At 56.2% G+C, this 19,895-nt stretch carries 18 protein-coding genes and 1 pseudogene; 3 read left to right on the forward strand and 16 right to left on the reverse strand.

What is annotated here, in order from left to right; translation table 11 throughout:
- Positions 1–25 precede the first annotated feature (25 nt).
- The 10 genes and pseudogenes from CU102_RS21770 to CU102_RS21815 form a co-directional block, all read right to left on the reverse strand.
- A pseudogene (locus tag CU102_RS21770) lies at positions 26–1,137 on the reverse strand (branched-chain amino acid ABC transporter substrate-binding protein).
- A 260-nt stretch (positions 1,138–1,397) separates the two neighbouring features.
- Positions 1,398–2,513, reverse strand: coding sequence for a branched-chain amino acid ABC transporter substrate-binding protein (locus CU102_RS21775; protein ID WP_106713198.1), 1,116 nt, complete (start codon positions 2,511–2,513; stop codon positions 1,398–1,400).
- A gap of 126 nt (positions 2,514–2,639) precedes the next feature.
- The gene (locus tag CU102_RS21780) at positions 2,640–2,993 is read right to left on the reverse strand and encodes a DUF6867 family protein (RefSeq protein WP_106713199.1); all 354 of its coding nucleotides are present in this window, start codon (positions 2,991–2,993) and stop codon (positions 2,640–2,642) included.
- Positions 2,994–3,047: 54 nt separating this feature from the next.
- On the reverse strand, positions 3,048–3,779 hold the full coding sequence (locus CU102_RS21785) for an ABC transporter ATP-binding protein (RefSeq protein WP_106713200.1): 732 nt from the start codon (positions 3,777–3,779) through the stop codon (positions 3,048–3,050).
- Positions 3,779–5,119 (reverse strand): ATP-binding cassette domain-containing protein, encoded by a 1,341-nt coding sequence (locus CU102_RS21790; RefSeq protein WP_106713201.1) that lies wholly within the window; start codon positions 5,117–5,119, stop codon positions 3,779–3,781. Before CU102_RS21790 ends, CU102_RS21785 begins: the two co-directional genes overlap by 1 nt.
- Complete coding sequence (livM, locus tag CU102_RS21795) at positions 5,119–6,540, reverse strand: high-affinity branched-chain amino acid ABC transporter permease LivM (RefSeq protein WP_106713202.1); 1,422 nt, start codon at positions 6,538–6,540, stop codon at positions 5,119–5,121. Before livM ends, CU102_RS21790 begins: the two co-directional genes overlap by 1 nt.
- A gap of 4 nt (positions 6,541–6,544) precedes the next feature.
- Positions 6,545–7,453: a branched-chain amino acid ABC transporter permease gene (locus tag CU102_RS21800; protein WP_106713268.1), complete on the reverse strand. Its 909-nt coding sequence runs from the start codon at positions 7,451–7,453 to the stop codon at positions 6,545–6,547.
- Positions 7,454–7,721: 268 nt separating this feature from the next.
- Entirely contained in the window at positions 7,722–8,723 is a 1,002-nt protein-coding gene (locus CU102_RS21805; protein WP_106713203.1) for a 4-hydroxyproline epimerase, read from the reverse strand.
- A gap of 16 nt (positions 8,724–8,739) precedes the next feature.
- Positions 8,740–9,993 (reverse strand): NAD(P)/FAD-dependent oxidoreductase, encoded by a 1,254-nt coding sequence (locus CU102_RS21810; RefSeq protein ID WP_106713204.1) that lies wholly within the window; start codon positions 9,991–9,993, stop codon positions 8,740–8,742.
- 16 nt (positions 9,994–10,009) lie between these two features.
- Positions 10,010–10,903, reverse strand: coding sequence for a dihydrodipicolinate synthase family protein (locus CU102_RS21815; RefSeq protein WP_106713205.1), 894 nt, complete (start codon positions 10,901–10,903; stop codon positions 10,010–10,012).
- 81 nt (positions 10,904–10,984) lie between these two features.
- Here CU102_RS21815 and CU102_RS21820 point away from each other — a divergent pair, with 81 nt between their 5' ends.
- Positions 10,985–11,638: a GntR family transcriptional regulator gene (locus CU102_RS21820; protein ID WP_106713206.1), complete on the forward strand. Its 654-nt coding sequence runs from the start codon at positions 10,985–10,987 to the stop codon at positions 11,636–11,638.
- Positions 11,639–11,699: 61 nt separating this feature from the next.
- Here the strand turns inward: CU102_RS21820 and CU102_RS21825 are convergent, their stop codons facing one another.
- The gene (locus tag CU102_RS21825; RefSeq protein ID WP_106713207.1) at positions 11,700–13,196 is read right to left on the reverse strand and encodes a CoA-acylating methylmalonate-semialdehyde dehydrogenase; all 1,497 of its coding nucleotides are present in this window, start codon (positions 13,194–13,196) and stop codon (positions 11,700–11,702) included.
- A 132-nt stretch (positions 13,197–13,328) separates the two neighbouring features.
- Between CU102_RS21825 and CU102_RS21830 the strand changes: the two genes are divergently transcribed.
- Positions 13,329–14,210, forward strand: a complete 882-nt coding sequence (locus CU102_RS21830) for a LysR family transcriptional regulator (RefSeq protein WP_106713208.1) — start codon at positions 13,329–13,331, stop codon at positions 14,208–14,210.
- A gap of 118 nt (positions 14,211–14,328) precedes the next feature.
- Positions 14,329–14,682: a DUF3011 domain-containing protein gene (locus CU102_RS21835; protein WP_106713209.1), complete on the forward strand. Its 354-nt coding sequence runs from the start codon at positions 14,329–14,331 to the stop codon at positions 14,680–14,682.
- A 5-nt stretch (positions 14,683–14,687) separates the two neighbouring features.
- Here the strand turns inward: CU102_RS21835 and CU102_RS21840 are convergent, their stop codons facing one another.
- The 5 genes from CU102_RS21840 to CU102_RS21860 form a co-directional block, all read right to left on the reverse strand.
- Positions 14,688–16,631, reverse strand: a complete 1,944-nt coding sequence (locus CU102_RS21840) for a MacB family efflux pump subunit (protein WP_106713210.1) — start codon at positions 16,629–16,631, stop codon at positions 14,688–14,690.
- An 11-nt stretch (positions 16,632–16,642) separates the two neighbouring features.
- Entirely contained in the window at positions 16,643–17,944 is a 1,302-nt protein-coding gene (locus CU102_RS21845; RefSeq protein ID WP_106713211.1) for an efflux RND transporter periplasmic adaptor subunit, read from the reverse strand.
- A gap of 164 nt (positions 17,945–18,108) precedes the next feature.
- Positions 18,109–18,591: a 23S rRNA (pseudouridine(1915)-N(3))-methyltransferase RlmH gene (gene rlmH, locus CU102_RS21850; RefSeq protein ID WP_106713212.1), complete on the reverse strand. Its 483-nt coding sequence runs from the start codon at positions 18,589–18,591 to the stop codon at positions 18,109–18,111.
- Between the two features lie 122 nt (positions 18,592–18,713).
- Entirely contained in the window at positions 18,714–19,076 is a 363-nt protein-coding gene (gene rsfS / locus CU102_RS21855) for a ribosome silencing factor (protein WP_166648521.1), read from the reverse strand.
- A gap of 178 nt (positions 19,077–19,254) precedes the next feature.
- Positions 19,255–19,842, reverse strand: a complete 588-nt coding sequence (locus CU102_RS21860; protein ID WP_106713214.1) for a nicotinate-nucleotide adenylyltransferase — start codon at positions 19,840–19,842, stop codon at positions 19,255–19,257.
- Positions 19,843–19,895: the final 53 nt, after the last annotated feature.

Raw genomic sequence — 19,895 nt, forward strand, 5'->3', positions numbered from 1 at the left:
CAGGATCCCGATTCAGGCAACGAGCTTACTGCTGGAAATAGCCGATCTTGCCGTCGGGACCTTTTTTCCATTCATACATGACGTAGCCCGGGAATTTCGGATCACCCTTCTCATCGAACGCCAGATCGCCCAGAACGGTCTTAAACGGGCCCAACTCTTTCAATGATTTCGATACCAACTCCGGATCGTTTGTTTCTGCGGCGTTTGCGGCGGCGGCGACGGCTTGAAGCGCACCGTAGGTATACAGCGTGAATGCTTCCGGCTCAAAACCGTCCGCTCTGAACTTCTCGATCAGTTCCTTGTTTGCCGGGTTGTTGCGTGGATCGGGTCCGAACGTATTGAGCGTACCGATGACGGCATCGCCGGCTATCGAGGCCAGCTCATTGGAAACGATCGCTGCACCTGAAATAAATTGGACTTTAAGGCCCTGGTCCGCCAATTGGCGCATGATCAGACCCGCTTCCGTGTGTACGCCGCCCCAATAGAACACGGTAACACCTGCTTCCTTCACCTTGCTGATCAGCGCAGAGAAGTCCTTGTCACCAGTATGGACACCCTCGTTCAGCACTTCGGTGATGCCCTGGGCGTTCAGTGCTTTCTTGGTCTCGTCGGCGAGACCTTGACCGTAGGGAGTCTTGTCATCGACGATGGCGATCTTTGCGTCCTTGAAATGTTCAGCGATATACGCCCCGGCGACCTTGCCTTGCTGGTCGTCGCGGCCACAGGTTCGGAATGTATTCCAGAGACCGCGCTCGGTATACTTCGGGTTGGTCGAGGCCGGGGTTACCTGCAGGATGCCATTCTCCGCATAAACCTCGGACGCTGGTATCGACACGCCCGAATTGTAATGACCGATAACGATCTTCACACCGTCTGCCACGAACTTGTTGGCAACGGAAATACCTTGCTTCGGATCGGAGACATCATCGCCAAAGGAAGATCGATTTTCTCGCCATTAACACCACCGGCAGCATTGATAGCCGTCATTGCTGCCTCGGCTCCTCGCTTGATCTGCGCACTCATTGCAGCGTTCGGGCCAGTGAGTGGAGCCCCAACGCCGATCAGTATGTCGGCGCCAGCCGGACCGCCGAGTATGAGCATTGCCGCAACCATGCTGGGAAAAAGTAACTTCGTCATTCAAAACTCCATTCTAAAAAAGACGTCAAAGATTTGCGAGATGAGTTTCCTGCCCGCGGCAAAATTACCGGATCCGGCAGTTCAATCACCGGCAGAGGTCTTGGAGTGGATTAAACGGAAAAAGCCTTCAATATAAATTCGCAATCTAAGCGGGCTAATAAGCGCTGCCTTGACATGTCGGAACATGTCAGGGCGAAGGTTGTTGAACGTGAATGCCCGGCACTGGACCGGGCACTCGTTGGTTGCATCAAGCCGAAATCTTACTGCTGGAAGTAGCTGTACTTGCCGTCTTCGCCCTTCTTCCATTCATACATAACGTAGCCTGGAAGCTTGGGGTCACCCTTTTCGTCATATGCGATATCGCCGAGCACGGTCTTGAAAGGACCCTTTTCCTTCATCGTCTTGGCAACAGTCTCAGGATCGTTCGATCCTGCAGCCTTCGCTGCGTCGGCAATGACCTGCGCTGCCGCATAGGCGTAGAGGGTATATGCCTCAGGCTCGAAGCCCTGCGCACGGAACTTCTCGACGAGTTCCTTGTTGGCTGGGTTCTTGCTCGGATCCGGACCAAAGGTGTTGAGCGTGCCTGCAACGGCATCGCCAGCAATTGAAGCGAGCTCGTTCGAAACGATACCATCACCGGAGATGAAGGTGACCTTCAGGCCCTGGTCAGCGAGCTGACGGATGATCAGGCCGGCCTCAGTGTGCAGACCACCCCAATAAAGAACCGTAACACCAGCTTCTTTTGCCTTGGCGATCAGAGCGGAGAAGTCCTTGTCGCCGACGTTCACGCCTTCGTACATCGCTTCCTTAAGGCCCTTGGCATTCAAGGTTTTCTTGGTCTCGTCAGCAAGGCCCTGGCCATAGGGCGTCTTGTCGTGAACGACGGCAATCTTCGCGTCCTTGAATTTTTCGGCAATGTAAGTGCCGGCTACCACACCCTGCTGGTCGTCGCGCCCGCAAGTACGAAACGTGTTCCAAAGGCCGCGCTCGGTGAAGACCGGGTTCGTAGCCGCAGGAGTGATTTCAAGGATGCCGTTTTCGGCATAGACTTCCGACGCCGGAATTGACACGCCGGAGTTGAAGTGACCGATTACGAATTTCACGCCGTCAGCAACGAACTTGTTGGCAACGGAAATGCCCTGCTTTGGATCGGAAACGTCATCGCCGAGCGAAAGCTTGACCTGCTCGCCATTGATGCCACCAGCAGCATTGATCTCTGCAATGGCGGCTTCTGCACCCTTCTGCAGCTGTGCACCGAAAGCGGCATTCGGGCCAGTCAACGGACCACCAACGCCGATCAGCAGATCAGCATAGGCGTGACCGCTCAAAGCGAGCATCGCAGCGAGTGCAACGCCCGAAAACAGTGACTTCTTCATTTGAAAACTCCCATTTTCTAGGTACTTACCAAACCCCTCGCGATGACCCTTTTCATCGCTTGAAGTGCACATTTGCCGATTTCCCGGCGGTTGTCACGCTGATACATTTCGCACCAGCGAGATTGATTAGGCCCTCGTTCTTTCCTTCCAGGAGAAAGGGGAAACTTTTTCGTAGAGCCAATGATATTGCCGCACCATCTGCTTGGTTCGGGTGTAGCGGTACCCCAGAGTACCGATGACGATGAGCACGATCGTGTCGACGACGTAATAATGAAGCGTCAGCATCGTGCCGCCAAAAAGCGCGAAGTGAATGAACCGGACGGCAATGCCGAGCAGCAGCATGTAGAACACCAGGATAGGGATTGGCCGCCATGTTCTGGCGCATGCTCTTCCGGTCATCCAGGCTGCCCACCCGCCCATGATGCAGGTCACCAGCAGGAACAGCCAGACCGAGGGTTCTTCGTACAGTATGCCTTGCATGGCAATATTCTCCTTGGCGCCTTCCCGTGCACAGGGGAATGGCGCCTGCTCTTGTTAGTGACGACCGCCTTCAAGATAGGCTGCGCGCACTTCCGGATTGGCCAGAAGGTCTGCGCTTGAACCGCTCATCTTCACAATTCCGTTCACCATCACATATCCGCGGTCAGCAAGCTTGAGAGCACCGAACGCGTTCTGTTCGACCAGGAACACTGTCAGTCCGGTATTCTTGTTCAATTCCTTGATCGCCTCGAAAATGTGTTTGATGATCAAGGGCGCAAGACCCAGTGATGGTTCATCGAGCAGCAACAGGCGCGGACGCGCCATCAGCGCACGGCCGATAGCCAGCATCTGCTGCTCGCCACCCGACAACGTACCGCCTCGCTGGTTAATGCGTTCCTTCAATCGCGGGAAGAGGTCGAAAACCATGCGCGAATCCTCATCAAAGTATTTGAGGTCGTCGAGGCTTGCACCCATCTGCAGATTTTCCTGCACAGTCATGCGCGGGAAAATCCGGCGGCCTTCAGGCGACTGGGCAATGCGCAGACGGGCGATGTCGTGCGTCGGCAATTTGGTGATGTCTTTGCCATCGAAAATGATCCGGCCGGTTCGTGCGCGCGGCATGCCGAAGATCGTCATCATCAATGTTGATTTGCCGGCACCATTGGCACCGATCAATGTGACGATTTCACCTGGATTGGCGTGAACGGTTACGCCGCTGAGCGCGCGAATATTGCCGTAGTAGGTCTCTACATTCTCGATGCTGAGCAGGGCTTGTGGTTCCGACATTATTTAGCCCCTCCGGTCTTTTTTGGCGCCGGTTTAACCTGGCTTTCCTTCGCCAGTTTTTTCGCCTGGGCGATCCAATCTTCGCGAGCGATGCGCCCGTCAAAGGCAAGGTACGTTTCGGCAGCTATCACATCGGCCTTTTTCCACGCAGCAATCTGGTCGAAGTGGAAAATGCCATGTTCGTTTAACTTACGCTCATTGACTGGACCGATGCCCTTGATAAGGATCAGTTTGTCGGGCTTTCCACCACGTGGTCCGGCCAATGCATTCGATGTCGAGCCGGCTTTGATTGCAGCAGCGGTGGCCGTTGGCTGAGTCTTCTTAGCAACCGGTTTGCGAGCAGATCTCGCCTTCGAGGACGCTACTTCGGCGATAGCTGCTGCCGGTATGAGTTCAACCGGCTCGGCTTCCGGATGCGCTTCCACGATCTCATGGAGCGCCTCGGTCGATAGCAGGTCAACCGCAGCTGTGATGTCGTCGACACCGGCAGCCTCAGCCTGCTCGATCAACTCGACGACTTCCTCATCCTCAACGCCGAGATAGGCGGCGATGACCTTCGGGTCATTCTTGACCATGTCGGGCGTGCCATCCGAGATCTTTGTGCCATATTCGAGCACGACCACGTGATCGGAGATCTCCATGACCACCGACATGTCATGTTCGATAAGCAAGATGGACGTGCCGGTCTCGGCGCGAATATCGAGCAGAAGCTTGTTCAGTTCCGCGGATTCGCGCGCGTTCAGACCTGCTGCAGGTTCGTCAAGGCAGAGCAATTCCGGCTCCGTGCACATGGCGCGGGCAATCTCCAGACGGCGCTGAGCGCCGTAGGGCAGATCCCCTGCCGGATCGTCGGCACGATCGACCAGATTGATCTTCTCCAGCCAGAAGCGAGCCTTCTCGATCGCGTCGGCGGCCGCCTTCCTGTAGGTCGGGAAACCGAGAAGCCCCAGAACAGTGAAGCCCGATGACAACATCAGCGGATTGTGCTGGGCCACCAGCAGATTCTCCAGAACCGTTAGACCCGAGAACAGGCGAATATTCTGGAACGTCCGCGCAACCTTTGCCTTCTTTGTAATAACGAAGTCAGCCATCCGTTCGAGCAGATATTCTTCGCCGTTCTGGCGCGTCAGCGTCAGCATGCCTTCGGTCGGCTTATAGAAGCCGGTGATGCAGTTGAACACCGTGGTCTTTCCGGCACCATTGGGACCGATAAGAGCGGTAATTGCACCACGTTTTGCTTCGAAGTTCAGGTCGTTGATGGCGATGAGGCCACCGAATTTCATGGAGAGACGTTCGACGCGCAGGATTGCACTTGTATTCTTTTGCACTTCCGAAACCATCAGCCGTGCCCTTCTTTCGTAAACTCACCAGACACAACTTTGCGTTTGTGCAAGAACGCACTTGGCTCGCGGCTGCCGACGAAGCCACGTGGCTTCCACACCATGACCACGATCATCGCCAGGCCAAACAACAGCATGCGATAGAGCTCCGGGGTAAAGTCATTGCCGAAGACGCGCTTCAGGAATTCCAGCTCACGCAGCAACTCAGTACCGCCGATCATCACCGCAGCGGCGATAGCGATACCGACCAGCGACCCCATGCCGCCCAGAACCACCATCGCAAGAATGATTGCCGATTCCAGAAAGACAAAGGATTCAGGGCTGACGAAGCCTTGCCGTGCGGCGAAGAATGAGCCGGCAAAGCCGCCGAACATTGCACCCGTGGCAAAAGCCGTGAGCTTTGTTGTCGTTGTATTGATGCCAAGCGAGCGGCAGGCGATCTCATCCTCACGCAGGGCCTCCCAGGCACGGCCGATCGGCATGCGGCGCAGGCGAATGGTGACCCATGCGGTTAGCAATGCCAGAAGCAGAATAAGGTAGTAGAGGAAGATTTTGTAATAAACGCCGGAATTCGGCAGACCAAGCAGTGCGGCGAAACCGTTTGGTCCAGGCACAAAGGGAATGCCAAACAGCGTTGCCTTGGCAATACCGGAGATACCGAAAGTGCCCTTGGTTACAGCAGTCCAGTTGATGAGGATCAGCCGGATGATTTCGCCGAACGCCAGCGTAACGATGGCAAGGTAATCGCCACGCAAACGCAGGACAGGAAATCCGAGAATAACTCCCCATGTTGCGGCAAAAATGCCCGCCATCGGCAGCAACAACCAGAACGAAAACCCGAAATGAGTGGAGAGCAGGGCGTACGAATAGGCGCCCACCGCATAGAAGGCGACATATCCAAGATCAAGGAGCCCGGCGAGGCCGACGACAATATTCAACCCCCATGCAAGCATCACATAAATCAGGATCTGAATACCGAAATTGTCCACATATTTCAGCGAGCCCTGAACACCGCTTTGATAGGACCACTGGCCCGTAAAATACCACTGAGACAGGGCGAGGATCGTGATTACCAGAAACGGATAGACAAAGAGTAATGCCAGACCGATCTTCGGAAAGCTCTTGCGGAAAGCCGATGGCTCCTTCGCCTCGACTACCCGCTTGGTCTTTTTCCGTTCCTCCCGCCAAGGTGCGGTGTAAGTGATGACGAACCGGGCAACCGCTGCCACGAGCACAAAGATCGTGAGCAGGCCCCAACGTTGCGTCAGAATGAGCTCGTTGCGGATGTTCTGATCCGTGCGGAAACCAACAATCAGGCAAAACAGCCCGAGGGCAAGCGCACCCGCGATGAGCCCCTCCTTCAACGCTTTGGCGAAAACGGAATCCGATTCCTTTGGCTCAATATCGACTATAGGTTTCATGTGCTTAAACCTTTTCGACTTCAGGCCGGCCCAGAATACCGGATGGCAGGAAGATCAGCACAATCGCCAGGATCGAAAACGCCGCAACATCCTTGTAGTCGATGGAAAAATACGCTGACCACAACGCCTCGATGAGGCCGATCAGCAAGCCACCGACCACCGCGCCAGGCAACGACCCGATACCCCCAAGCACCGCCGCGGTGAAGGCCTTGACGCCTGGTACAAAACCATCGGTGAAGGAAATCACACCATAGAACATGAGATAGAGCGTACCTGCGACAGCAGCGAGCATGGCACCCATGACGAAGGTCATGGAAATTGTCCGGTCGACATCAACTCCAAGCAATGCCGCCATCTTGCGGTCTTGCTCGCAAGATCGCTGGGCCCTTCCAAGAGTGGTCTTGTTGACGAGATACCAGAATGCCGCGAGGAGAATCGCCGTCACAATAATGATTACCATCTGCTTGTAGGCAATGGTGATGCTCGTGCCGTAAATCGTGATGCCGCCATTGACGAGCGGCGGGATCGGCTTGTTGCGCGGGCCCTGCGTGACCTGAACGAAGTTGGACAGCGCAATCGACATGCCGATCGCTGTGATCAACGGCGCGAGGCGGAATGAACCCCGTAGCGGACGATAGGCAAGACGTTCGATCGTCCAGCTCCACAACCCTGTCAGCAACATGGCGACGATCATCATCAAGAGCAGAGCCAGAACGACCGGAACGCCGCCAATAAATGTTGCCAAAGCAAGAAAAACGATCATCGCCATGAAGGCGCCGAGCATGAAAACGTCGCCGTGGGCGAAGTTGATCATGCCGATGATCCCGTAGACCATCGTGTAACCGATTGCGATCAGGCCGTAAATTGAACCAAGTGTCAGCCCATTGATCGATTGCTGGATGAAGTACTCCATCGCAACGATACCCCTCATTTTTCATTGGGAAGTTTCTTATCCGGTTTTTTTATCCGGTTCCCGTTTGCCCCAATACCTTACACCTAGCGTCTGCGTTAAAGAAAGCAACTGCTTTTTTGGCAGACACGACAACGTTACATTTGCTCGCACACATTTAATGGAAAGTTTCACCAAATTTTGTGCCTTATGCAACGAAATTTACGCTATTTTTGCTCGTATTAGACGAATTGCCTATACCTGCCTTATTGCTCTACCGGCCCGAAAAGGCTCACTTCACCACAAACCCGTGGGCAAAGGGATCCCGGTCATCAATAAAAATTGTATTATATCCGGTCATGCACGCCCACCCGGATATGGACGGAATAATGGCGAGCTTGCCAGCAACTTCCGCCGCCTGCTCTACTCTACCGTGAAACAATGACCCGATGATTGATTCGTGAACGAATTCGTCGCCAGGTTGCAACTTTCCCTTTGCAGTCAACTGCGCCATGCGAGCGGAAGTTCCCGTACCGCAAGGCGAACGGTCGATCGCCTTGTCGCCATAGAACACGGCATTGCGCGCATGGGCCTCAGCTTGTGTTGGCGCTCCCGTCCAAAGGATATGACTGAGCACATTGATGTCAGGCTTTTCCGGATGTTGGAAGGAATAGCGCTCGTTCAAGCGCTGGCGCAGAACCGGACTCCAACCAATGAGATCCAGCGCGCGATAATCTGCAAGATCCGTGAAATTCGTTTGGCGGTCGACGATTGCGTAGAAATTTCCGCCATAGGCGACGTCGACGAGCAGCGTCCCAAGGTCCGGACATTCGACTTCAAGCCCCTCGGCATAGAGAAATGCGGGAACATTCGTGATGCGAACGCTGGTGACGTATTGTCCTTCCTGAACATACTCGGCCACAACGAGCCCGGCAGGCGTGTCGAGCTTCAGGATGCCCGGGGTTTTTGGCGTGATGAGTCCATGTTCAATGGCCATGGTCACTGTGCCGATCGTCCCGTGCCCGCACATGGGAAGGCAACCGGACGTTTCGATGAAAAGCACCGCCACATCGCAATCATCGCGTGTCGGCGGATAGAGGATCGATCCGGACATCATGTCATGCCCCCGTGGCTCGAACATTAGTCCGGTCCGGATCCAGTCGAATTCGCTTAAGAAATGCGCGCGCTTTTCCATCATGTTGGCGCCAGAAAGGTTCGGGCCTCCACCCGCCACCACACGGACCGGATTGCCGCAGGTGTGACCATCGATACAGAAGAAGGAATGTCGCGCCATAATGCTCCTTGAGGGTCTAGAATCGATGCGGGTTAAATGGTTCGATCGAAATTGCCGGCTCTTTGCCACTAACAAGATCCGTAATCAAACGCCCTGTCGCGGCTGCCTGGGTCAGTCCTAGGTGGCCGTGGCCGAAAGCATAGAGAACACTCTTGCTCGTTCCAGCATAACCGATGGCAGGCAAAGAGTCCGGAAGCGACGGGCGATATCCCATCCACTGCCGTCCAGCGGCAGTTTCGAGCCCCGGCATGAACTTTTGCGCCTTAATAAGCATGGCCTCGGAACGTCTGTAGTTTGGCGGAAGATCGAGGCCGCCAAGCTCCACCGCCCCGCCGATGCGAACCCCCGTTTCCAGTGGTGTGACGACAAAGCCATGACCGGAAAATATCAGTTGGCGTTTGAGATCGAATGCTCCCGCGGGCAGCGTCGTGTTATAGCCGCGCTCGGTCTCCAGGGGAATTGTATCCCCCAAGCCCTTCGCCAGCCTATGCGACCAAGCTCCGGCTGCAACAATGAGCTTTGATGCCTTGATTGTCCGGCCATCACAAAGGTGGGCCGTTGCACCGTTTTCCCCCGCTGCAACAAGATCGACCCTCGCTCGCACGAAACGGGCGCCCAGACGCTCTGCGTAGTTCCACAGGCGCTTGCCGACCTGCTGCGGATCGCTCACCGTCTTCCAGCCAGGCACGAATGTGCCCGCGACGAAGCGAGGGGCGAGCCCAGGTTGGCAGGCCGCGAGTTGTTCGCCCCGAAGGTGCTCAAATGCGATGCCGGCCCTCCGCCGCGCGGTCCAGCCAGGCAAAGCGGCATTCAATTCTTCTTCGCTTTCATAAAGCTCAAGCGACCCATCCTCGCGTATCATGTCGCGTATGCCGGCCCGCTGCATCAACCCAAGCATTTCCGGCTCGGCAAGACGCATCATTGCCCCTTGTGCCTCGATGGTTCGTTCCAGCATGTCGGCGCGGCTGGCGCGCCAGAACCGGTAAAGCCATGGCGTGAGCTTCGGTAAATAGGACGGGCGGATGGTGAACGGCCCCAACGGATCCATGAGCCAGCCTGGAACCTTGGCGAGAATCCCCTTGGACGCCAAGGGGAGGATATCGGAAAAGGCCAAAGCTCCGGCATTGCCGGAGCTCGTTCCCTCGCAAATCCCCTGCCGGTCAACGACGAGAACCTTGCGGCCCGACTCGGAGAGGCAGGCGGCAATGGCGATGCCGATAATTCCGGCACCGACGATTGCTATGTCCTGGTGATCCGCCTGCGTATTCATCGATCAGGCGACTGGCCTAGAGCAATGGCAACTTCGGACGCGATGCAATGGCATCCTTGACAACCTTCTCGACTGCTGCGCGACGCTCTCCACGCAACGGCTGGCGCGGCAGGCGGACACGGTCATTTGTGCCGATTTCAAGCACTTCAGCAAGCTTGATATTCTGAACCAGATAGGTGGAGACATCGAGGTCGAGCAGGGGGCGGAACCAGCGGTAGATTTTCAGCGCTTCCGCATATCGGCCAGCCGATACCAGTTTGTAAATCGCAACCGTTTCCTTAGGGAAAGCAGTGACGAGACCAGCCACCCAGCCGATCGCGCCAGTCGTCAAGGCTTCAAAGGCAAGGTTGTCGACCCCCGTAAAAAGATCAAAATGTGTCCCGAACGTATTGATGATGTCCGTTGTGCGGCGAATGTCGTCTGAGGACTCCTTGATGGCAACGAAATGCTTGTCCGACGCTAATTCGGTCAGGATCTCATTCGTGACGTCCACGCGATAGGCGATCCGGTTTGAATAAATCATGACCGGCAGATCACCGGCAGCTGCGACAGCTTTCAATGTCGTGACCGTCTCTTCCGGATCCGTGTGATAGATCGGGCTCGGAACGAGCATCAGGCCATTCGCACCAGCCGTGGCTGCACGTTTGGCGAGCGCCGCACCGTCACGCGTTGCTGCCTCGTTGATCGTCAACAGCACCGGCTTGCCCCTAGCCACGCTCTGGGCCGTCTTCAGGACGTCGAGTTTTTCATCATGGCTCAACATCGGACCTTCTCCGAGGGAGCCAGCAACGATCAAGCCGTCACAGCCGGCTTCCATCAGAAGCGAGAAGCAACGTTCCATTTCTCCATGATCAAGACTATCATCTTGCGTGAACTTGCTCGTAACTGCCGGGAATACACCTGACCACATGTCTCTGCCCCTTCTTGATATATCACAAATATATCTGTAAGCCCCAATGTTGTCAATCACTTTAGAATGAAAGATCGACGTATGTATCAAACGGCCGTGCACCCCATTGCCCAGACAGGCGAGAGCCTTGCAGAGTTAGCTTACCGCCAGATAGAAGAGTTGATTGTAACGCTTAAGCTTGAGCCCGGCGTGATCGTCAACGAACGGGCATTGACCGACATAACGGGCATGGGCCGTACGCCGGTACGCGAGGCGGTGCAGAAACTGGCGTGGGAGGGACTGATGGAAATCCGCCCTCGTTCCGGTATCGCCATAGCGGCACTCAATCCTCAGGACTTTGGCAGGGTGCTTGACGCTCGCGAAGGTGTGGAACGGGTACTCGCTCGCGACGCTGCCCTTTACGGCGCGACCGTGCACCACAAGCGACTGAAGGAAGCTGCCGGGGCAATGAGTGCAGCCGTGAACGCCGATGACGTGAGCGGTTTCCTGATCGCTGACAAGATTTTTGATACTGTCCTTGGGCAAGCTGCAGAGAACCCGTTTGCTGCCCGTCTCGCTTCGCCGCTGCAAACCCATAGCAGGCGGTTCTGGTTCCGGTTGCAAAGGCCAGGAAGCTTGCAGCAATCGGCCGGAGCTCACAGGGCATTGATCGATGCAATCGTCGCACGGGAACCCGAGGGTGCCGCCGATGAAGCCTCGAAACTGATCAACTATTTGCGCACGCTTGCACCGTGACCAGATACAAAAAGGGCCGCGACGTACATGCCGCGGCCCTTTTTGCGAACGCTTCTTACTGTTATTTCATTGTCGGAATGACGAATTCCGCACCATCCTTTACACCGGACGGCCAGCGGGATGTGACCGTCTTGGTCTTGGTGTAGAACCGGAAAGCATCCGGACCATGCTGGTTGAGATCGCCAAAGCCAGACCCCTTCCAACCACCAAACGTATAGTAAGCAATCGGGACAGGAATAGGCACATTCACGCCAACCATGCCAACCTGTACACGCGAAGCGAAATCGCGGGCGGCGTCACCGTCACGCGTGAAAATAGCCACGCCATTGCCATATTCATGCTCATTGGGCAGGCGGATCGCGTCTTCGTAGGTCTCAGCTCGGACGATACCAAGGACCGGTCCAAAGATTTCTTCCTTATAGATGCGCATGTCCGGCGTCACGTGATCGAATAGGCAGCCACCCATATAGTAGCCGTTCTCATATCCCTGCATCTTGAAGCCACGGCCGTCGACGACGAGCTTCGCGCCTTCCTGAATGCCGAGATCGACATAACCCTTGATGCGTTCGAGAGCCTGCCTGGTGACAACTGGACCATAATCGGCCGACATATCGGTTGATGGGCCAACTTTCAGGCTTTCGACGCGTGGTATCAGACGTTCGACCAGACGATCGGCTGTGTCCTTGCCGACGGGCACTGCAACAGAAATCGCCATGCAGCGTTCGCCGGCTGAACCATAGCCTGCACCGATCAATGCGTCGACGGTCTGATCCATGTCGGCATCCGGCATGATGATCATGTGGTTCTTGGCCCCGCCGAAGCATTGGGCGCGTTTGCCGTTCGCTGTCGCACGGCTGTAGATGTACTGGGCGATCGGTGTCGAACCGACAAAACCGACAGCCTTGATATCCGGATCATCAAGGATCGCGTCGACCGCGCTCTTATCACCATTGACGACGTTGAAAATACCGGCAGGAAGACCAGCTTCGATGAAAAGCTCGGCAAGCCGCATCGGCACGCCCGGATCGCGCTCTGAAGGCTTCAGAATGAAGGCATTGCCGGAAACGATCGCTGGACCGGCCTTCCACAGCGGGATCATTGCCGGGAAATTGAAGGGCGTTATGCCGGCGACGACACCGAGCGGCTGCCGCATCGAATAGACGTCGATGCCGGTCCCCGCATTATCGGAAAACTCGCCCTTCAACATATGCGCAGCACCAAGGCACACTTCCACCACTTCCAGGCCGCGCTGAATATCGCCCTTGGCATCAGGAATGGTCTTTCCGTGCTCGCGAGCCAGCAGTTCAGCCAGCGAGTCATATTCGGCTTCGACCAGTTCGAGGAACTTGCGCATCACGCGGATACGCCGCTGCGGATTGGTTGCCGCCCACGCCGGCTGTGCCGCCTTGGCGTTTTCGACAGCTGCCCGGACTTCAGCCGGCGTTGCCAAGGCCACTGTGCCTTGAACAGTGCCATCCATGGGCTGGAAAATCTCGGTCGTGCGACCGCTTGTTCCGGCAACGTGCTTGCCACCGATAAAATGTCCAACTTCACGCATTGTGAGCAACCTCCCTGCAATCCTTGAATTTCTGTTGTGCTATCATCGCGCTTCAAAATATTTATTGCAAGCCAAGCAAAAGCGTATCCGTTGTGCAAAAATTCAAGTACCACAATAGTTGGAGGACGCTCTATGAACTGGGATGACGTACGCGTTTTTTTGGCTGTCGCGCGTTCAGGACAAATCCTCGGGGCGGCCAAACGCCTTGGCGTCAATCATGCGACTGTCGCCCGGCGGCTTACAGCGCTTGAGAACGATCTGAATACAAAACTCCTCACCCGGCGCACCAATGGCTGCGAACTCACCCACGCGGGCGAGGAATTCCTGCTGTCGGCCGAGCGCATGGAAGCAGAGATGCTCTCCATTCGGTCCTCACTTGGTGACGCCGACGTGTCGATATCGGGGTCAGTCCGAATTGGAGCCCCGGATGGTTTTGGCGTCACATTTCTGGCACCCCGACTGGCATCGCTCACCGCTCGTTATCCCGATCTTAAAATCCAGTTGGTCCCAGTCCCTCGCTCCTTTTCGCTGTCGCGCCGTGAAGCCGATATCGCCATCACCGTCGACCGCCCCGATCAGGGCCGGCTGGTTGCGCGCAAACTGGTCGACTACAGCCTCTGCCTCTATGCCAGCCGCTCGTACTTGGAAACGCATCCAGCGCCTCAAACGATCGACGAACTCTCCCAGCACCGCCTGGTGGGTTATGTCGACGATCTCGTCATTAGCCAATCATTGAATTACGCACCCGAGATCACCCGTGATTGGCGACCTGCCTTTGAGATTTCCAGTGCGCTTGGACAAGTGGAGGCCGTTAGGGCGGGCGCTGGGATTGGTATCCTGCACATGTTTATTGCCCGCGAGCATGATGATTTGGTCCCGGTCTTGCCTGAACGCACGATCCGGCGCTCCTATTGGCTGGCCTATCATGAATCAGTCCGTACACTTCGGCGTATAACTGCCGTGTCGAGTTTCATTTCCGATCTGGTGAACAGTGAAACAGGTCGATTTTCCTGAACACTGCTTGTGTCAAATTGCAGGAGAAATGTGATTAACCGCCCGGAACAATGTTGACCTTTTGGACTTCAGATGTTGCACCATTGCAGTCGACTCGAATCATATCGGAGTAAGAAACATGTACCGGTATATCCTCGCATTTGTCATAGCACTCGGCGGCTCGCAGTTTTTACCGGAACCCGCTCAGGCCCAGAATTCGGTGAAATGTGAGTCGCGCAAGTTCCGATACACGGAATGCGATGTAGACATGCGCCGTCCACGCATCGCCCGCCAGATATCGCGTTCGCCATGTATTGCTGGCGACACTTGGGGATATAATCGAGGCACAATCTGGGTCGACAAGGGTTGCGCGGCGGTCTTTGCCGATTCCGGCCGCCGCCCACGTAGAGACTGGGACGACGATCGCTATCCGCCACGCAGGGACGACTATTACCGGCCAAGGAACGGCGTCGAGTTCGAACTCGACTTCTGAGCTATCTATTCCGAGCTGAGAGCAACCGCCGGCTGGAGCCTTGAAGCGTTTCGAGCCGGCAGATAGCCGAAGACCAACCCCGTCAGGAATGAACACGCGAAAGCCAGCACCACGGGGCCGACTGTGAAACTGATCGGTGCACCAAGCACCTTGGCAAGGACACCCGTCCCAAGACCGGCCACGACACCGATCGCGCCGCCGATGGCTGAAACAACGAGCGCCTCGATGATGAACTGCAGCAGGATGTCGCGCTGTCGCGCGCCCGTCGCCATGCGAACGCCGATTTCACGTGTCCTCTCGCTAACGCTAACCAGCATGATGTTCATGACGCCGATGCCTCCCACCAAAAGCGAAATCGCAGCTACAGCCCCCAGAAAAAGCTTCAGCGTGTTCGATGTCTCAGTGACCGCCTCACGTATGGACGCCATATTGGTGATTTGCGTATCCTGCTTCTTGTGGCGCCGGTCAAGCAGCGCCTGGATTGTCTCCTGCGTCGCATCGATCGCGGCACCATCCTTCACCTGAACTGTTATGGAGCGGACATTACGCTGGCCGAAAAGCCGCATGCTGCCGGTTGTCAATGGAACGAGGATAGTATCGTCCTGATCATTACCGCCCGGACCCGCTCCCATTTCGCTCATGACGCCGATGACCTGGAACGGGATCTTGTTTACCAAAACGTATTTGCCCAGCGGACTTTCGCCATCGGGGAACAGCGTCTTCTCCACCGTCTTCCCGAGCACCGTTACTGGAGCATAGGTATCCATATCGTTCTGGTTGATGAACTCCCCCTTCCCGATTTTCCAGGATTTGGCTACCGGATACTGTGGAACCGTACCATTCGCGGAGGTCTGATAGTCGATATTGCCGTAGCGGACAGTCACTGTGCTGGTCATTTCCGGCACAGCGAAGGCGACATTCGGGTGTTCCAGTATGGCATCGGCATCCGCCGGTATCAGCGTAACGACACTTCCGCCGGTTCCACCACGGAAATTGGCCATGTTCGGCCGGATCACCAGGAGATCCGAGCCCATGGATGAGATGCGATCGAGGACCGAATTCTGGGCTCCGGTGCCGATAGCCAGCATCGCCACGACGGAACCGACACCGATGACGATGCCGAGCAGCGTCAGAATCGTACGGAACAGATTGGCACGAAGCGCGCGGAGCGCCATCTTGATTGCTTCTGTCACATCCGCAATCGCGGCAACACCTTCAATCGCTCTCTGTTTCAGTCCCGAAGCTGCCTCGGGATTGCTCCGGCGCTTCTTGGTACGGTCAGCGATGATCCTTCCGTCGCGCAGTTCTATCAACCGGTCGGCCTGTTCGGCAACTTCGCGCGAGTGGGTGATGACGATGATGGTGTGGCCACTCTCGTTCATGCTACGCAACAGCGCCATGACTTCTTCGCCACTCTGGCTGTCCAAGGCGCCTGTCGGTTCGTCGGCGAGAATGACGCGGCCACCATTCATCAGAGCCCGCGCGATAGAGACGCGTTGCTGCTGGCCGCCGGAAAGCTGATTGGGCCGATGATCAAGCCTGTCACCAAGCTTCAGCGAGTTGAGAAGCGCCTCAGCCCGGTCGTGCCGGTCGCGTGCAGAAGCACCAGCATACACGGCCGGAACCTCGACATTTTCCTGTGCGCTGGCCGTCGGTATCAGATTGTAGCTCTGGAAGACGAAACCAAAAGTACGGCGACGTAACGCTGCAAGCTCATCGGCATCGAAACTGGACACATGTTCGCCGTCGAGCAAATAATCACCGCTTGTTGGCTTGTCGAGACAGCCGAGAATGTTCATTAGCGTCGATTTACCGGAGCCGGATTGGCCGATGATTGCGACAAACTCACCAGCGTCTATATCAAGGGAGATGCCGTGCAAGACCTCAACGGCGAGGTCACCATTGTGGTAGGTCTTGCTGATATCTTTAAGCGAGATGATGGTGGTCATTGCGAAGGTCTCTAGAACATCGGCGGCATGCGCATGCCGCGTTGCGAGCGATTGCCGGTACCACGGCTTGTCGTTGTTCCGCCCGTATCGCTATCCGAACCGACGACCACGAGCTCGCCCTCCTTCACCCCGCTTTTGATTTCAGCATTGACCCGGTTGCGGATGCCGACCTCGACTTCTCGGGTTTCGGTCGCTCCAGCGGGTGTGACAACAGTCACTTCCGCCTTGCGCGAGCCGTCATTGGCGCTATCCCGGCGTGAACCGCCAGTCAGGCTGATTGCGGAACTTGGCACGACGAGCACATCCTTGGCTGCCGACTGCACGAAGAAAACCTGGGCACTCATGGAGATCATCAGATCGCCGTCAGGGTTGGGGACGTCAAACAGTGCGTAATAGAGCACGACGTTATTTTCGATATCGGGTGTCGGCTGTATCTGCCGCAGCTTGCCCGTATAGCGTTTACCTGGCTGGCCCAGCAGCGTGAAATAAGCATCCATGCCGATCTTGAGCTTGCTGACATCCGCTTCCGAGACCTGTGCTTTGACCGTCATGGTCGACAGGTCAGCAATGGTGGCAATGGTCGGCGCAGTCTGGCTGGCATTCAGTGTCTGGCCTTCCTTGACCGGGACCGCCGCGATCGTACCGGCCATGGGCGCGTAAATCTTCGTATACCCAAGATCGACCTGATCACCAGCAAGTGTTGCCTGCTGTTTGCGGATCTGGGCTTCCAGGGCATTCACATCGGCTTCTGCAGCGGCCAGATCGGCGATGGCTTGATCAAGCGTGGACTGCGAGACGCTGCGGGTCGCCACAAGATTGCGCTGGCGATCAATATTGGCCTGCTTCAGCACGAGCTGCGCTTGCTTGGAAACGAGTTGTGCCTGCAGGTTGGCAAGTTCGGCTTGGTCAATCTCGATGCGATTCTGGATGGTTGCTGGATCAATCTCGCCAATGAGCTGGTTTTGTGTAACCTTGTCGCCGATATCGACATGCAGCACTTTGAGCTGTCCCGAGACCTGCGCGCCGGCATCGACGGACTTGATCGAGTCAAGTGTGCCGACGGCCGTTACTGCGTTCTCAATGTCACCACGCACAACGACCTGTGTGACCACTGAGGCCGCCGCAGTCGACGTTTTGTACTGGCTCCACGCGTAATATCCCGTGCCCGCGACGGCTAAAACCACAGGAAGCCAGATCCAGAGGCGAGACCGCCGCTTTGTCCTTCGTGGAGGAACCGCTCCCGGAATGAATGTGACATTGGACGTAGCGGGCGACGCCTTGTCCTGTTTGGCCGTTCTGACTGTCTCGGTCATGTGAAACCCGCTCCATCTCGTTATACAGACGATGAGCTCATCTTGATGCATCCTATCAAGAAATGGAGATGAGGGGTTCGTCCGAAAAGCATTGAGATCATTATATTTTTGTAATGATCGCGCCGCCATTATCCTTGAGGAGGATGAACCACGGCTGAACGGGCTCAGACCCGATGATACGGATGTCCCGAAAGGATTGTCGTCGCGCGGTAGAGCTGTTCAGCGACGAGGATGCGGACAATTTGGTGGGGCCATGTCATGGCGCCGAGTGCCAGGACGAGATCGGCGCGGTCGCGCAAAGAGGCATGGTGCCCGTCCGGCCCGCCAATAGCAAAGAGCAACTGGCGTTTGCCATCGTCGCGAAAGCGTGCAATCGCCCCGGCGAAGGCTTCCGATGGCATGGACTTGCCCCGCTCATCGAGCAGAACCAAGACTCCGCCCGGTTCCAGCGCCTCCAGAACCTTCGATGATTCTTCCTGCTTGCGCAGTTCTGGCTGCTGGGCGCGGCTTTCAGTGATTTCAATGAAGGAGCCGAATTCCAAACCAAGAGGGCTGCCGGTCTTTTTCAATCGGTCGAAGTAGCGGTCTGCCAATTCCCGTTCGGGGCCAGATTTCATCCGGCCCACGGCAAAAACGGTAATACGCATGGCACACTCCAGTCCTCAGATATTCTGGCTCGAAGGAGATACTCCGGCCAGAAACCGGTCCAGATAAATCAGCCGTCCAAAGCGTCGCATGGGGCACAGGCCCAGACGCCTCGATCCGTCAATTAGTGTACGGTCTCTCCGTCGAGTTCGGGAGCCTGCCACATCTTTTCGATGTTGTAGAACTCACGCACTTCGGGACGGAAAATATGGATGATGATATCGCCCGTGTCGATCAACACCCAATCACCGCTGGCAAGACCTTCGACCTTCACACCGTTGCCCTGCCCGCTCTCTTTCAGAGCGCGCAAAAGCTGGTCCGCGACCGCCGTTACGTGACGATGCGAACGTCCCGACGCGATGACCATATGGTCACCGATGACGGACTTGCCTCGAAGGTCGATGGGGACAATGTTCTCAGCCTTGGAGTCTTCGAGACTGGCAAGGACTGACTGGAGGGCAAGAGATACGGAACTGATTCCGTTCATCTCCGCCGTTGAAGGTGCCAAGGCATCCTTCTTCTGAAATGCTGTTCTCAGTGTATTTCCTTTCCCTTAAGAACAACGCAACGCAGCTGGTAACCATGCTGCACACACCTAAGATAGGCAGAGTCGCGTGACACTTTCAAGACGCCGCGGCGAACCCATTGATCCCACTTTGTTCTTTTCACTTTGCCACGCCATTGCGGATAGCGGTTGATGACAACAATGACCTCGGTCCATGAATAAACGTCCAGGCCGGCGCCTTTGAACGGGCGAGCATCGGAGCATCGGTCTCGTCGATGCGTGCATAGTCGAATGTCTTTGCCATGCGCGATGAGAGAAATGCCAAGGTCGAGCCGGGTCGATCAATAACGGCGATCGGGAACGTCAACGCTATCTCTTGCCAGCGCTGCCAACGATGGAAATCCGCCAAATTGTCGGCGCCCATGATCCAGACAAAATGCACGCCCGGATTGCGGGCCTTAATCATCGCAAGCGTATCAGCGGTATAACGCAAGTCATGCGCAGCTTCGAATGCTGTGATCTTTATTCGCGGGTCATGAACTTGCGCCTCGCATAGCCTCAGCCGCTCGGCAAGCGATGCCAGATGGGTCGTGTCCTTGAGCGGGTTACCGGGCGTGACGATCCACCAGAGCTGGTCAAGTTTGAGGCGCCGCAGCGCGATTTCAGCAACAAGCGCATGTCCTGCGTGCGGCGGATTGAACGAACCGCCGAACAGGCCGACTGTCATGCCCTTCAAGGCGAAAGGCATGCGCAGATTCGCTGCGCTTACACCAGGAAAGCTGTTCAGCAGAGCTGGGGTTA

The organism is Phyllobacterium brassicacearum, assembly GCF_003010955.1.
Taxonomy (GTDB): domain Bacteria; phylum Pseudomonadota; class Alphaproteobacteria; order Rhizobiales; family Rhizobiaceae; genus Phyllobacterium; species Phyllobacterium brassicacearum.